This window comes from Streptomyces asoensis (assembly GCF_016860545.1).
Taxonomy (GTDB): Bacteria; Actinomycetota; Actinomycetes; order Streptomycetales; family Streptomycetaceae; genus Streptomyces; species Streptomyces asoensis.
In genome coordinates this window covers 204,528-217,236 of record NZ_BNEB01000005.1, presented here as the reverse complement: position 1 = coordinate 217,236, position 12,709 = coordinate 204,528, and the positions used below count along the sequence as shown (strand labels likewise).

General features: G+C 72.1%; 15 protein-coding genes. 10 read left to right on the top strand and 5 right to left on the bottom strand.

The genetic code is table 11. The annotated features are described in order from the left end of the window. Positions 1 to 127 precede the first annotated feature (127 nt). Complete coding sequence (locus Saso_RS24330; protein ID WP_189921705.1) at positions 128 to 1,342, bottom strand: MerR family transcriptional regulator; 1,215 nt, start codon at positions 1,340 to 1,342, stop codon at positions 128 to 130. A 363-nt stretch (positions 1,343 to 1,705) separates the two neighbouring features. Here Saso_RS24330 and Saso_RS24325 point away from each other — a divergent pair, with 363 nt between their 5' ends. Continuing rightward, positions 1,706 to 2,329: an RNA polymerase sigma factor gene (locus Saso_RS24325; protein WP_189921707.1), complete on the top strand. Its 624-nt coding sequence runs from the start codon at positions 1,706 to 1,708 to the stop codon at positions 2,327 to 2,329. 227 nt (positions 2,330 to 2,556) lie between these two features. On the opposite strand, the gene Saso_RS24320 is transcribed toward Saso_RS24325, so the two are convergent. Then, positions 2,557 to 2,853 carry a hypothetical protein gene (locus tag Saso_RS24320; protein ID WP_189921709.1) on the bottom strand — a complete coding sequence of 99 codons (297 nt, stop codon included), beginning with the start codon at positions 2,851 to 2,853 and terminating at the stop codon, positions 2,557 to 2,559. A gap of 178 nt (positions 2,854 to 3,031) precedes the next feature. Here Saso_RS24320 and Saso_RS24315 point away from each other — a divergent pair, with 178 nt between their 5' ends. The 6 genes from Saso_RS24315 (at position 3,032) to Saso_RS24290 (ending at position 7,594) form a co-directional block, all read left to right on the top strand. After that, on the top strand, positions 3,032 to 3,481 hold the full coding sequence (locus Saso_RS24315) for a hypothetical protein (RefSeq protein ID WP_189921711.1): 450 nt from the start codon (positions 3,032 to 3,034) through the stop codon (positions 3,479 to 3,481). A gap of 139 nt (positions 3,482 to 3,620) precedes the next feature. Next, entirely contained in the window at positions 3,621 to 4,541 is a 921-nt protein-coding gene (locus tag Saso_RS24310) for a hypothetical protein (protein WP_189921713.1), read from the top strand. Between the two features lie 158 nt (positions 4,542 to 4,699). Beyond that, positions 4,700 to 5,293 (top strand): DUF4383 domain-containing protein, encoded by a 594-nt coding sequence (locus Saso_RS24305; RefSeq protein WP_189921715.1) that lies wholly within the window; start codon positions 4,700 to 4,702, stop codon positions 5,291 to 5,293. Positions 5,294 to 5,445: 152 nt separating this feature from the next. After that, positions 5,446 to 5,997 (top strand): SigE family RNA polymerase sigma factor, encoded by a 552-nt coding sequence (locus Saso_RS24300; RefSeq protein WP_189921717.1) that lies wholly within the window; start codon positions 5,446 to 5,448, stop codon positions 5,995 to 5,997. Beyond that, the gene (locus Saso_RS24295) at positions 5,994 to 7,373 is read left to right on the top strand and encodes an outer membrane protein assembly factor BamB family protein (protein ID WP_189921719.1); all 1,380 of its coding nucleotides are present in this window, start codon (positions 5,994 to 5,996) and stop codon (positions 7,371 to 7,373) included. Before Saso_RS24300 ends, Saso_RS24295 begins: the two co-directional genes overlap by 4 nt. A gap of 83 nt (positions 7,374 to 7,456) precedes the next feature. Next, the gene (locus tag Saso_RS24290) at positions 7,457 to 7,594 is read left to right on the top strand and encodes a hypothetical protein (protein ID WP_189921721.1); all 138 of its coding nucleotides are present in this window, start codon (positions 7,457 to 7,459) and stop codon (positions 7,592 to 7,594) included. A gap of 87 nt (positions 7,595 to 7,681) precedes the next feature. Here Saso_RS24290 and Saso_RS24285 read toward each other — a convergent pair whose 3' ends face one another. Beyond that, positions 7,682 to 8,131 (bottom strand): spore-associated protein, encoded by a 450-nt coding sequence (locus Saso_RS24285; RefSeq protein WP_189921722.1) that lies wholly within the window; start codon positions 8,129 to 8,131, stop codon positions 7,682 to 7,684. Between the two features lie 337 nt (positions 8,132 to 8,468). Between Saso_RS24285 and Saso_RS24280 the strand changes: the two genes are divergently transcribed. Further along, positions 8,469 to 9,275, top strand: a complete 807-nt coding sequence (locus Saso_RS24280) for an endonuclease/exonuclease/phosphatase family protein (RefSeq protein WP_189922184.1) — start codon at positions 8,469 to 8,471, stop codon at positions 9,273 to 9,275. A 33-nt stretch (positions 9,276 to 9,308) separates the two neighbouring features. Here the strand turns inward: Saso_RS24280 and Saso_RS24275 are convergent, their stop codons facing one another. Then, positions 9,309 to 9,668: an excisionase gene (locus tag Saso_RS24275; protein WP_189921724.1), complete on the bottom strand. Its 360-nt coding sequence runs from the start codon at positions 9,666 to 9,668 to the stop codon at positions 9,309 to 9,311. Positions 9,669 to 9,736: 68 nt separating this feature from the next. Between Saso_RS24275 and Saso_RS24270 the strand changes: the two genes are divergently transcribed. Then, complete coding sequence (locus Saso_RS24270) at positions 9,737 to 10,837, top strand: Clp protease N-terminal domain-containing protein (RefSeq protein WP_189921726.1); 1,101 nt, start codon at positions 9,737 to 9,739, stop codon at positions 10,835 to 10,837. A 287-nt stretch (positions 10,838 to 11,124) separates the two neighbouring features. After that, positions 11,125 to 11,862, top strand: coding sequence for a flavodoxin family protein (locus tag Saso_RS24265; RefSeq protein WP_189921728.1), 738 nt, complete (start codon positions 11,125 to 11,127; stop codon positions 11,860 to 11,862). A 51-nt stretch (positions 11,863 to 11,913) separates the two neighbouring features. Here Saso_RS24265 and Saso_RS24260 read toward each other — a convergent pair whose 3' ends face one another. Continuing rightward, positions 11,914 to 12,627: an SDR family NAD(P)-dependent oxidoreductase gene (locus Saso_RS24260; protein WP_189921730.1), complete on the bottom strand. Its 714-nt coding sequence runs from the start codon at positions 12,625 to 12,627 to the stop codon at positions 11,914 to 11,916. Between the last annotated feature and the right edge of the window lie 82 nt (positions 12,628 to 12,709).

Here is a 12,709-nt window from a genome sequence, read left to right as displayed (position 1 = left end):
GACACGGGCCGGACGTCGGCCGCGCACGGTCAGGCAGCGGCAGGACGGGCGGGCACGGCGGGCATACGGCCGGCGTGACGGGCGGGCGTCCGCCGGTGCGCGCCGGGTGGGCGGTGGCGGCCGGAGGTCACGGCCGGGACGACGTGTGCAGCGCCACGAGGATGCGTACGGCGTCGCGCAACCCCGCCGGACGGAGCAGGTCACGGGAGGCGGCGCGGTCCCAGCCCGGTCCGCACACCAGGACCGGACTGTGCCCGCGGGCCCCGCGGATCCCCCAGCGGGCCGACGCGATGTGCTGGGCCAGCGGCAGGCTCGCCGTGGACCGTGACTGCGCCCACAGCGCCACCGCGCAGGGGCCGACCCGGCGCACGGCGCCGTCCAGGGCCTCACCGGGGACCGCCCCGCTGAGCATCAGCGTGGGCACCCCCTGCTCCGCCAGCGCCGCGTTGAGCGCCTCCAGCGGCAGGGTGTGCTGCTCACCCGGCAGGCAGGCCAGGAGCACGGGGGAGCTGTCCTGGTCCTGGCGCACCGGCGCGGAGAAGCAGGCGTGGCGCAGGACGGTGGAGACATGCCACGACAGAAGGTGCTCGACCTCCACGTAGCGGTCGCCCGAGGACTTCCACTTGCGTCCCACGGCGCGCAGCGTGGGCGCCATGACCTCCTCCCACGCCGTGACGAGGCCGTGGTCGCGCACGGCGGCCGTGAGCTGCTGGTGCACGGCGGGGGAGTCCAGACGGACGGCTGCGCGCGCCAGGCCACGGCACTCCTGACGGGCGGAGCCGAGCGGCAGCGCGCTCGGGGATCGGGAAGCACCGGCGCTCGGGCCCCTGCCCGTGCCTGTGCCTGTGCGGGCGGGGGACGGCGGCGATCCGTCGGATCCGGGGGCGGGATTGCGGGCCGAGGCTGGGGCTGGGTCGAGGGCCGGGGCTGCGGCGGGAGCGGTCGCGTCGCTCGCCGAGGGCGCGGCGCCGTGATCACCGCGTGCCTGCTCGATGACGGCCCGGGCGGCCTCCGCGGGCGGCACTCCGGTGGCGGTGAGCTGGCACATCGCCTTCACCATGGCGACATCCCGGGTGGACCAGCGCCGCTGACGACCCTGTGCGCGCACGGCGGGCCCCAGCCCGTAGCGGCGGTCCCAGGAACGGAGCGTCGTCGGGGACACGCCGAGCATGCGGGCCAGGGAGCCCGTCGTCACACCGGCCTCGACGGGCTCGGCGCTGACGTCGGCGTCCGCGTCGGCGTCGGTTTCGTACGCCGGGACGGCCGTCGATGCGGTGGCGGCGGCCGACGCGGGCCCCTCGGGCGAGGCGGGTGCGGTCCGTGACGAGACCTGGTTCGCCATGGGATGCGCCTCGTTTCGCTCGGCGCGGACCCGGCGGCCCGCGTGGTTCACCCCTTCTTCCCGCGGCCGGGGGCGAACGGATGCGCTGGTCAGCGGCGGGTCCGAGTTAGAGATCCGGAGCGGTGTCCGTGCGACGGCCGGCCGGTCCCGCCGACACCGCAACCGCTCTGCCGCGGACGTCGCACGGTGGGCTGCGCGGGCAAAACGATGCAGAGACGATGCAAGTTGTCGCATCGGTTCGATTCTTCGAAGGTGGGACACAGCAGCAGTCGTCGGCGACCGAACAGCCGGCATGCGGGTCCGCCCGCGTACCAGGTCCCAACCGAGACGGCACCGGTCTCCGCCCGCACGAGGAGCAGCTCCATGAGTGCACGCCAAGCCACCGAGCGCACCGTCGACACCCCCGCCCCGCTGCACGTCCCCGCGGAGGACTGCCCGGCCGACGACGAACTGGCGGCCGGCTTCGTCTCCGGCGACGAGGCAGGCCTGACCGCCGCGTACGACCGGTGGGCGCCCCTGGTGTACACCCTCGCGCGGCGCTCGCTGGGCGACGCCAGGGAAGCGGAGGACGTCACCCAGACCGTTTTCCTCGCCGCCTGGCGGGGTCGTGCCGGCTTCCACCCCGAGCGGGGCGCCCTGGGGGCCTGGCTCGTCGGGATCACCCGCCGCAAGATCGCGGACGCATTGACCGCTCGTACACGGCGGGCCGAACTGGCGACGGCGGTCGGGGAGCGGATGTCCGAGCCGTGCGCCGACAGTGATGCCCAGCCGGACGCGGTGCTCGACCGGGTCCTCGTCGGCCGGGAACTCGCCCGGCTGCCCGAAGCCCAGCGCCGCGTACTCGTCCTCGCCTTCTACGGAGACCTGACGCAACCCCAGATCGCCGAGCTCACCGGCTGGCCCCTGGGCACGGTCAAGAGCCACGCCCGCCGCGGCCTCCACCGACTCGGCAGGTCCCTCGAAGCGAGCGGCGCGTTGGCGTCGTGAGGAAACGATGCACTATCGACGCAGATGAGGAAGCCGTGTCGGCGGACGGGCCATGCCGCCGCCGCGCCGGTGGATCCGAAGGGTGCCCGGCGCCGTTCACCGCCCCGGCCGCCGCAGGCTGAACCCGTGCGGGAGCGGCCCCACCCGGTCCGGTCGTACACCGGGGGCGGAACAATCCCCCGCATGGGTACGGCGCCGCAGTTCACCGCCCTCGTCCTCGCCGATAATCAAGTGCCGGAGTTGTCGACGAACCCCACGATCTCCAGGTATTCGATTTCGGGTCGGGTGCCGTAAATTCCCGTCACCTTTTCGACGAGTTCCTCCGTGAAGAAGGAGCGGCCTTTTTCCTCGTCGTCCCATACGTAGAAGTTCCGCGCCTGCAATCCGGCCTCGTCGAGCATGAAGCTCTTGAAGCGCAGGCCGGGCATGCCTTCGAACGGCTCGCGGAGTTCGTCGGCAGTCTTTGCGAGAGCGGAAGGATCGAACTTTTCGGCTTGCGTGAAAGTCACCAGTACGCCAATCATCGGTCCTCCTGTGGATCGACTGATGCCAGCGATGGTTCCCAGTGTACGCGCCCGCATATTTCGCGATCGGAGCGCTTTTGCGCGACGGATTCGGGAGGAGTCCTGCGGGCCGGTGCATCCGCGGGGAGCCGTCCGCCGGTAGTGGTGGTGCGAGGAGCTGACCGAGGGAGCTGACGGCATGGCCGAAGGCAGGCAGTGGTCCCACGTCCCGCACGCGGATCTCGTGGCGCGTGCTCTGGACGGCGTCCGCTCTGACTGGGAAGACGTCGCCGTCCGGCACGTCGACACCTGTCCCGCGTGCCGCGAACGGCTGGCGCTCTACGAGCGTGCCGTCGCCGCCGGCCGGCTCGCCTGCCCGGAGTCGCCGCTTCTCAGCCCTCCGGCCCGGCTGCGGGCGTCCGTGCAGGAGGCCGTGCGGTCGGCTGCGCGGGCGGAGGAAGCCGGGGACGAGCCGCCGTCTGCCGACTCTCCGGCCCCGCCGGACGACCGAGCCCGGTGGCGCCGGGGCGCGCACGTCCTCGGCTTCGTCGCCCGTCTCGGCCGGGCCGCCGTCCGCCTTCTCGCCCGACTCGGACCCCGTCGGTCGCGCGGCCCGGAAGGTCCCGACCGCCCAGGCCCGGCCCCCTGAGCCTCCGTCCCTCCGCCCCGGCCCCTCAGGCCTCGTCCACCACGCCACCCGGGCTCGACACCCCCCTCGGGCCGTCACCATCCCCCGATCCGCCGCGTACGCCGTTCGCGGGCCGTCCCGTCGTCATCAGGAGGCGCACATGCAGGGCGCGACGCACGACACGCGGGCCGCGGCGAGGCGGCCCCGCGATCCGGCCACCGTGGCCGTCCCGGAGCCCGAGGCCATGGACGTGCCGCCGACCTGGCGCGGCCTCGGTCTCGAGACGATTGCCTCCCTGCTCGTCCTGTCGCTGCGGCGACTGGGCCCCCGGGGGTTCGAGGCCTGGTGCCAGTGGCCTCGGCACCATCCGCTCAATGAGCGCGCCACGGCCGTCACGCATCACCCGCTGATCATGGTGGAGTCCGTCCGTCAGATCGCCGCGGCGCTGGAGCTGCACCACCTCCCGAGGGCGGTGTCGGCTCTGGAGCCCGATTCGATCCGCTGGGGCGTGACCCCGCAGGCGCAGCCGTGCGAGCGGGGCGTGGCCACCGCCGTGCTCGCCCGGGTCGCCGTCGGGGACGTGATGCTCGATGCCGGCAGACTCGCGGGATACCGCGTCTTCGCGGACTTCCTCCACTCGGGCCTGCGCTTCGGCTCGTGCACGATCCGGATGGCCGTGCGGCAGGGCGCCGCAACGCCCGGCGTCCACGCGGGCCACGGCCTCCTGTACCCGGCGGCGGCCGCCGTGGGAGCGGCCGCGGAGCCGGACGTCATGCTGGGGCGTGCGCCCCGGGGCCGACTGGTGATCGCGCCCAAGGATCCCTGTCATCCCGTGCTGACCGGCGGACGGTCCTCCCGTCTGACGGCCGCGGCCGTTCTGGAGGCGGGTCGGCAGGCGGCTCTGCTGACCTGCGGCATGACGGCGGCCGCCGTGAGCGGCCTGAGTGTCGACATCCTGGGCCCGGTGCCGTATGCGGGCGCCTTCGTGGACGTGACGTCGCAGCCGCTCGGTCGGCGGTTCGTGGTCCTCACCCGCGGACAGGCCGTCGCCGTCGGCACCGTCGGACTGCTGCGCCCCTGACCGGCCGGTCGGTGGCAAAAGCCGTGGCAAAAGTCGCGAAGTAACTCCTATGGAGTGCAACCGATCCGGTCGGTCGGGGCGAATACGGGGCAGAGCGGTCGCAGCGGCGCCGCCTTCCGAAGGTGACGAAGAGTCCTCGGCTCCGGAAAGGACCCGCCATGAAACTCAGCGACGAGTTGCCCCTCGACCACCGGCTGGCCACCGTCTACCGCTACGGAGCCGCCTTCTGCGGCCTCGTCCTGCTGGTCTTCGGGACTCTCGGGTTCGCCGACCGGCTGAGCCCGTTCGACACGGACGGCCGCCATCTCGCCGGTATGTCGACCAACGGCGTCCTGAGCCTGATCTCCGTGGTCGTCGGCCTGGTCCTCATCGCCGGCGCGATCGTCGGCGGCAACTTCGCTTCGACGCTCAACATGGTGGTCGGCTCGCTGTTCCTGCTGAGCGGATTCGTCCACGTCTTCATCCTGGACCGGTCGGCCAACGTGCTCGACTTCGGCATGATCAACGTGATGTTCAGCTTCGTCATGGGGCTGATCATCCTCACCTTCGGCATGTACGGCCGGGTCTCCAGCAAGCTGTCCCACGACAACCCGTACTGGCGCCGCCGCCACCCGCGCGAGGCGGCCAAGGAGTCCCTGAAGCGGCGTCGGCAGGCACTGGATCCGATGACCCACGGCGCGCGCCCCACGGTCGGATCCGCATCGGGTGCCGGTGCCGGTGCCGGTGCGCCGAAGGCGTCCCTGCGAGGCTGAGTCACGCACCCGCACCCACGCGGGAGGCCCCGGACCGACGGTCCGGGGCCTCCTGGCGTCCGCCTCGGCGGGTGTGGGCGGAGAGTTCCGTCCGGCGAGGGATAGCGGCGGGCGGCTCGTCGCGTCTTGAGCTGTCGAGAAGGGGAGGACGGATGAAGGCCTCGAGTCACGACGAGTTCCGCGAGTTCGTAGCCGCGCGTTCCACCGCGCTGCTGCGGCTCGCGGTACTGCTCACCGGCGGGGACCAACACGCCGCGGAGGACTTACTGCAGATCGCGCTGATGAAAGCGTACGGACGCTGGGCGCACATCGACCAGCACGAGGCGTACATCCGCCAGGTCATGTACCGCCAGCAGGTGAGCCGCTGGCGGCTGCGCAGGCACCGGGCCGAGACGACGGTGCCCGTCCTGCCCGAGCCCGGTACGGATTCGGACGCCGGGACGGGCGCCGAACTGCGCATCGCGCTGTGGGCGGCGCTCGGCCGGCTGACGAAGCGGCAGCGGGCGGTCGTCGTGCTGCGCTACTTCGAGGACCTGCCGGAGGGGGAGGTCGCCGCCCTCCTGGGATGCCCGGTCGGCACCGTCCGCAGCACGACGTACCGGACGCTCGCCAAGCTCCGCGCGCTCGTGCCGGAACTCGGGCCCGAAGGCGTCGCGGAAGAGGCCCAGCCGCTCAGCTACACGCCCAAGGGGGTACGGGGATGACCACGGAACAGGTGGAGGGCAAGGTCCGGGAGACGCTGCACGCGGTGGCCCTGGACGGGGTGCGGGCACCTGGGGACCTGGTCGAGAAGGTGATGCGGCGGCGCGCCAGGCGCCGTGCCGCCCTGGCCGCCGGGTCAGTGGCGGCCGTCGCCGCGATCGCCGCCGGGGCGGCACTCGGCTTCGGGGGAGACGGCGCACCACAGGACCGCCCCCCGCGGCCCGCGGTGTCCCCGACGGCGGAGAAGGCGACACCGCCCGACGGCTGGCAGCCGTGGCGGAGCGACGTCCCCGGCGCCGGTGAACGCGGCTGTCTGGTGGACGGCTCCGCGCTGTACTGCGCCGGATCCGCCTACGACGCCGCGAAGTTCGACGCCGGTACCGGCGAACGGCTGTGGACGGTGAAGGTCAATCGCGAAGGCGACGGGATCGACCATCCGTTCGCCGTGCTCGAGGGGGTGGTGTTCGCCTACCGCAATCACACCTCGCACAACCAGCTGGACGGCGACTACGCGGGCGGCACCGATCTGATGGCGGTGGACGCCGCCGGCGGCAAGGTGCTGTGGACGGCGCAGATGCCGCAGGACGACCGCACCGGCCAGGCGGCCATGGTGATCGACGGCGCGGTGCTCGCGAACACGCCTTCGCTGCGCACCGTGTCGGCGCTCGACCCGCGCACCGGTCAGAAGAAGTGGAGTCACAGCTGGGACAAGGGAACCGTGTGCCAGCGGGCCGCGCTGGGCGGTGTGCCCTACCTCCTGTGCTCGCTCGACACCGAGAAGCCGGCCGTTACCGACGTCGTCCGGCTCGACCCCGCCTCCGGCCGCGCGGTGAAGGTCACTACCCTCCCGGGCAGGCAGGAGCTCATGGGGACCTCGGAGGACCGGATGTTCCTGTTCCACACGGACGACCCGACCGCCACGGCCGGCGGCGAGGGACGGGTGACAGTTCTGAACGGATCCGGACAGCGGACCTCCCACCCGTACCGGGTCCAGGGGCAGGCGGCGACGTCCGCGATCGTCGGGGACCGGCTGATCACCGTCTCGTTCGCGGGCAAGGCCTCGGCCTACTCCCTGACCACGGGAAGGGTCCTGTGGTCGCGGCCCGCGGGCGTCGACGTGCCCGACCGGAACGCGATGCCCGGCATGGCGTCTCCCGTGGGTTCGGCGCAGCTGGGAGTCGTGTACTTCCTCGGTCCCGGCGGAGACGTCTCGGCACTCGATCTGCGCACGGGCGCCCAGCTCTGGCGCGACCACGTCGACCTCGGCACACCGGGGCCCGGCTTGCGGGGCGCGCCCCAAATGCTGCTGTACGGGGACGCGTTGATCGCCAGGAACGAGAGCAAGCTCGTCTCCTTCCTCCCGCGGATCGGCGACTGACGGCCCCGGCACGGGCGATATGCCCGGCCCTGGCACGGGCGACTGACGGCCCCCGGCATGGACGACCCTGCCCGGCCCCGGGTGTGAGCGCGGCGGCGACCCGCCGCGCCCGGGGCGGGTACGGCGGCTCCCGTGGTCGCCGGTCCTCCCTGAACCCCAACCTCTTCACGGGTGTCGTCCTCATCGGCTTCGGCGTCGAGGTGGCCACCTCCGGCACCTGAACCGCGACACCCGGACCGGGTGCTGCCCGGCTCCCGTGGGACGGGAACCGGGCAGGACCGGTGGTGACGGCCCCGTGAGGGGTTCCGTCAGCGGGTGGAGGTCGTCCGGTGCTCCTTGAGCGAGCCGCAGTTGGAACCGGTCACCTGGACGGTGGTGTTGGCGATACCGCCGCCCCAGTCGACGCAGTAGCCCTTGCCGATCACGTAGGACGGGCCGGCGTACGAGGTGTAGCGCCCGTAGTCGTCGTCGCCCTCGTTGGTCGCGGGGACGTAGATCCAGCTGGACATGTCCACCGCGAGGCCGGGGTTGTTGCGGATGGTGACGACACAGTTGTTGCCGTTGGTGGCGTTGTACGCCAGGTAGACGGTGCCCAGGGTGCCGACGGCCGCGGAGTTCACGGTCTTGTAGCCGCTGCCGCAGACCTTCTGCGGAGTGGTGTTGGGTGCGGCCGAGGCGGGTGCCGCGAGGGCGGTCGTGGCCCCCAGCGACAGAGCCGCCAGAGCGGTGGCTCCCAGGACGGAACGGGTGAATCGCATATTTCCCCCTTGTGATTGCAGGAGTTGGTTGCTCCCGCCTTAGGTGACCGGCGACGCATTCGGATGGTTGTGTAGGAGTTACCGATGTTTTCGGACATAACCAGCGGCACAGTTGGCCGAGTTGGGACGCAACCTTGCATGCGGTAGCCCTGTGGCCCGGCCCGTGCAGCCGCGATGCGGGGCGACACGCCTGGTGACCGAGGGTGCGGGCAGGCACCGTCGACAGCTCCCCGACAGCCCCGTCGCCTAATCTCGTGCGGGGAGACGTGAGATGCCTCGGCATCCACCGTGAGGAGGCGAAGTGTTCGCAAAGGGCACGTGGTTGGTCCTGGGCGCCATGATCGTGGCCGGCTTCGCCCTCGTCGGCCCCAGCGCGTCGACCGACGCCCTCCCCGTCAAACCCCTGCCCTCCGACGCCGTCAGGCGCGTCGTGCCGAACCGCGTCATGACGTGGAACATCTGCAACCCCTGCGGGGAGAGCAACGTCGACCGCGCCGCGGCCATCGCCGCCTACGCGCCCCAGGTCATCGGCCTCCAGGAGGCGTGCGTACGGGACGTCGAGAAGATCCGGGACAACCTGGAGGACCTCTACGGCCTGGCGTACCACGTCGAGTACGGGTCGGTGCTGCACAACTGGGGCCGCTGCGGGGGAATGCCGTGGAGCCCCGGCGGCTACGGCCAGGCGATCCTCTCGGCTGCCCCGATGACGGACCACGTGATCGTCGAGTACCCCGACGGCGGATCCGAGGACCGTGGGTACATGGCGGTGACCACCACTGTCGGCGGCCGGTCGCTGCGGGTCTTCAACACGCACCTCGCGGAACGGCGTCAGGAGACCGTCAGGGCCTCCCAGACCGCCGTACTGGCCGCAGCCGTCGCCCGCCACGACCGCGCGATCCTGCTCGGTGACTTCAACGCGGTCCCGGAGACCCCCGAACTCTCCCGCATATGGGCCCTGGCCATGGACGTGGACGAACAGTGCCGTCCCGGGCTCATCGGCACCTGTGAGGCGACCACCGACTGGCACAGCAAGTTCGACTACGTCTTCCTGCGGGGCATCCTCCCGCTCGGACACCACGTGCGCCCCACCGCGGCCTCGGACCACCACCTGCTGTACGCGGACCTGGACCTGAGCCGCGGCTGATCCGGGCCCGCCGTACGGTGCGGCCCGCGCCGGTCACTTCCGTTCGAGCGCGGCCAGCCTCAGCTCGAGCTGGTCGACCCGGTGGCGGAGCAGGGTGACCTGGGCCTCCAGACCGACCTCGCGTTCCGCCCGGCGCTGGATGCGCGGTGACGCGGCCGCGCGCTCGACCACCGCCTCCAGCTGGACCAGGCGTTGCGGCCCGTTGGGGCCGTCCACCAGGCGGGACCGGATCTCGCCGTTGCGGTACCAGGAGCGGAGCGCCGAGCGGGAGACGCCCGTCTCGGCCTCCGCCCGGGCCAGCGTGACCCAGGGTGTCTCGTCCAGCCGCTCGAACAGCTCCAGCTCGTTCTGCCAGTGCGCGAGCCGGCCCTCCCAGTCCGACGGTGTGTCCATCACACCCTCCCTCCCTCATGGTGACCCTGTCAGAAGCAGTGTATTGACAGGGTTGGGAGCATGGAAGCATGACTTTCGAACGCTTCACGGTGGAAGCCCGCAAAGTAGTCGTCACGGCCCAGGAGGAAGCGAGGCGGCTCCAGCACGACCTGATCGGCACGGAGCACATCCTGTTGGCCCTGCTGGACGCCCCGGACACCGCGGCGGCGAAGGCCCTGCACCGGCTCGGGTACGACAAGGAGACGGCACAGGCCGACCTCGCCGCCGCGGTCGAGCCCGGCACCCGTATGACGTCGGGTCACATCCCGTTCGCCCCGGGTGCGAAGAAGACCCTGGACCTGGCCCTGGGCGAGGCCAACCAGCTGCGCCACACCCACATCGGCCCCGAACACATCCTGCTGGCCCTCGTCGCGGAGGGGGAGAGCGCAGGCGCCCGGCTCCTCGCCGGGCGGATCGACCCGGTCGACCGGATCCGTACCGAGGTGCTCGCGTCGGCGCAGCAGACGTACGCGCCGCAGACGCCAGGAGTCGGCGGACCACAGACGTCCCAGGCACCACAGGCCTCTCGGGGAGATCGGGGGCGAGAGGGGCAACACGGGTCGGAGAGCCCGCAGGACCTCGCGCGCGGCTCCCGGCCGGCCGGTACGACCGCAGCCGAGGACACCCTGGCCGTCGCCACCGCGCTGGCCGGGGCCGCACCGGTCGGCAGCCATCATCTGCTCGAGGCGCTGATGCGCGCGGAGAACAGCATGGCCGCGAAGGTGCTGCGCGATCTCGGGGTCGACGCGGACGCGGTCGCCGCCAAGATCGACGCACTCGACCCGGGGACGACCACGGACGCGAATCCGGAGGAGGCCGCCGCGCGCACGATGGAGATCAGGCTCGTCGACGACGAGGTGCAGGTGATCCTGCGGGACCCGGAGACGGTGGCGATCGCCAGGACGGTCACGGAGCTGTCCCACGGTCCGGTGCGCGGCCTCGGCCCGGCGGCCGGGATGTTCGTCCCGCTCTGGCGCGCGACCGACCGACTGCTGCTCGACCTCCAGCGCGTGCTGAGCCCGGAACCGGGAGCGGAACCGGGAGCTGGAGAGGGAGAGGAGGGAGACCCCGGCACGGACCGGGTGACCGAGGCCGTCCGCGCGGCCCTCGCGCCCCGGCTGCGCCGCTGACCGGTCCGGTGGGCGCGCCGGATCCCGTCGGCGGCCCGGTCGGGAACGGGGAACGGGGGAGTGGTGAGGACGACGCGTCGGCGCCGTCCTCACACACGGGCGGCCCGTCGTGCGGCGACGGACACGCGACCGGCGGGCGTTCCGGGAACCCACCGTGTGGCGGTGCGTCGCAACGGGACGGCGGGCGGATTCCGCGAGACGCTGCCGCTGGCAGTGCCCCCGACCCCGTCGGAGGCTTCGCCGCGGCACCGCCCTCGACCCCGTTCCCTCTCTTCCCGGAGTCCGTCATGGCAGCATCACCCGCCTCGTCCGGCGAGGCCGATCACCGCTTCGACGACCTGCGCGCGCTCTTCGTCAACTGCACGCTCAAGCCGTCCCCGCAGCTCAGTCATACCCAGGGACTGATCGACAAGAGCCGGGCGATCATGGAGTCGCGAGGGGTGACCACGGAGCTCGTCCGCGCGGTCGACGAGGACATCGCACCCGGCGTCTACCCGGACATGACCGAGCATGGCTTCGCCACGGACGTCTGGCCGCAGCTCTTCGAAAAGGTGATGGCCGCGGACATCCTGGTCCTGGCCGGACCCATCTGGCTGGGCGACAACAGCTCCGTCACCAAGCGGGTCGTCGAGCGCCTCTACAGCTGTTCCAGCCTGCTCAACTCCCAGGGTCAGTACGCCTATTACGGGCGCGTCGGCGGCTGTCTGATCACGGGCAACGAGGACGGTGTGAAGCACTGCGCGATGAATCTGCTCTACAGCCTCCAACACCTCGGGTACACCGTCCCGCCGCAGGCGGACGCGGGATGGATCGGCCCCGCCGGACCAGGACCCTCGTACCTCGACCCCGGTTCCGGTGGCCCCGAGAACGACTTCACCAACCGCAACACCAGCTTCATGACCTGGAACCTGATGCACCTGGCGGCCCTGCTGAAGCGGGCCGGGGGCATCCCCGCCTACGGCAACCAGCGCTCGGAATGGGACGCCGGCTGCCGTCCGGGCGCGGACAACCCCGAGCACCGCTGAGCGCGACGATCAAGGGCAGCGCGGCACACGAGGAGCCGCGCCCCTTGTACATCAGGAGCCGAGCTCGGGGTGAACTTCCTCGACGCGGTCGCGCTCGGTGTACATGTCCCAGTACAGGTCGGCCAGTTCGGCCGGGTCGACGACGGGCAGCGCGGCGAGCACGGGATCGCCCGATGCCGCGGCCGCCCCGGCCGCGTCGCTCCCGGTGATGAACGCGGCGACGGACAGGGTCCCGGCGTAGATGCCCGACGCCGCGAGTTCGCCGTTGAGTGAGTAGAGCCAGTTGCGGGCGGCGGCCATCAGCGGGCCGACACCGCTCGCGTGGGCCCTGGGGCGCACGGCGGTGGCGCCGGTGGTCATGAGGAAGGCGCCGTCGCCCCGCTCCTTCCACTCCCCGAGCACCGACCGCAGGACGGCGAGCGGGGTGAGCACGAGCAACGGGAAGCCCTGGGCCAGCTCGGACGGCTCCAGTTCGGCTGCGGGCGCGAAGCCGCCCTGGGGGATCGGCCCGTACTCGACGACGTCGATGCGGCCGAAGTGCGCACGGACGGCGCCGATGACCGTGGGTATCCCGTCGGGGGCGGAGAGGTCGGCGGTGAAGCCCGCGGCGTCGACGCCCTCGGCGGTGAGCTCCGCCACGAGGGTGTCGAGGCGGTCCTGGCGGCGCGCGACCAGGGCGACGCGGAAGCCCTCGCGGGCGAAACGCCGGGCGACGGCGGCTCCGAGACCGGGTCCGGCTCCCAGCACGACGATGACCTTGGACATGGTTCTCCTTCAACTGATGAGTGAAACGGGGTGGTCGAGAGAAACGGGGTGGTCGAGAGAAACGGGGTGGTCGAGGGCGGCG

Excerpts from the sequence above, each read along its gene's own strand:
- Saso_RS24330 (WP_189921705.1), bottom strand. The coding sequence starts at position 1,342 with ATGGCGAACCAGGTCTCGTCACGGACCGCACCCGCCTCGCCCGAGGGG.
- Saso_RS24325 (WP_189921707.1), top strand. The coding sequence starts at position 1,706 with ATGAGTGCACGCCAAGCCACCGAGCGCACCGTCGACACCCCCGCCCCG.
- Saso_RS24320 (WP_189921709.1), bottom strand. The coding sequence starts at position 2,853 with ATGATTGGCGTACTGGTGACTTTCACGCAAGCCGAAAAGTTCGATCCT.
- Saso_RS24315 (WP_189921711.1), top strand. The coding sequence starts at position 3,032 with ATGGCCGAAGGCAGGCAGTGGTCCCACGTCCCGCACGCGGATCTCGTG.
- Saso_RS24310 (WP_189921713.1), top strand. The coding sequence starts at position 3,621 with ATGCAGGGCGCGACGCACGACACGCGGGCCGCGGCGAGGCGGCCCCGC.
- Saso_RS24305 (WP_189921715.1), top strand. The coding sequence starts at position 4,700 with ATGAAACTCAGCGACGAGTTGCCCCTCGACCACCGGCTGGCCACCGTC.
- Saso_RS24300 (WP_189921717.1), top strand. The coding sequence starts at position 5,446 with ATGAAGGCCTCGAGTCACGACGAGTTCCGCGAGTTCGTAGCCGCGCGT.
- Saso_RS24295 (WP_189921719.1), top strand. The coding sequence starts at position 5,994 with ATGACCACGGAACAGGTGGAGGGCAAGGTCCGGGAGACGCTGCACGCG.
- Saso_RS24285 (WP_189921722.1), bottom strand. The coding sequence starts at position 8,131 with ATGCGATTCACCCGTTCCGTCCTGGGAGCCACCGCTCTGGCGGCTCTG.
- Saso_RS24280 (WP_189922184.1), top strand. The coding sequence starts at position 8,469 with ATGATCGTGGCCGGCTTCGCCCTCGTCGGCCCCAGCGCGTCGACCGAC.
- Saso_RS24275 (WP_189921724.1), bottom strand. The coding sequence starts at position 9,668 with ATGGACACACCGTCGGACTGGGAGGGCCGGCTCGCGCACTGGCAGAAC.
- Saso_RS24270 (WP_189921726.1), top strand. The coding sequence starts at position 9,737 with ATGACTTTCGAACGCTTCACGGTGGAAGCCCGCAAAGTAGTCGTCACG.
- Saso_RS24265 (WP_189921728.1), top strand. The coding sequence starts at position 11,125 with ATGGCAGCATCACCCGCCTCGTCCGGCGAGGCCGATCACCGCTTCGAC.
- Saso_RS24260 (WP_189921730.1), bottom strand. The coding sequence starts at position 12,627 with ATGTCCAAGGTCATCGTCGTGCTGGGAGCCGGACCCGGTCTCGGAGCC.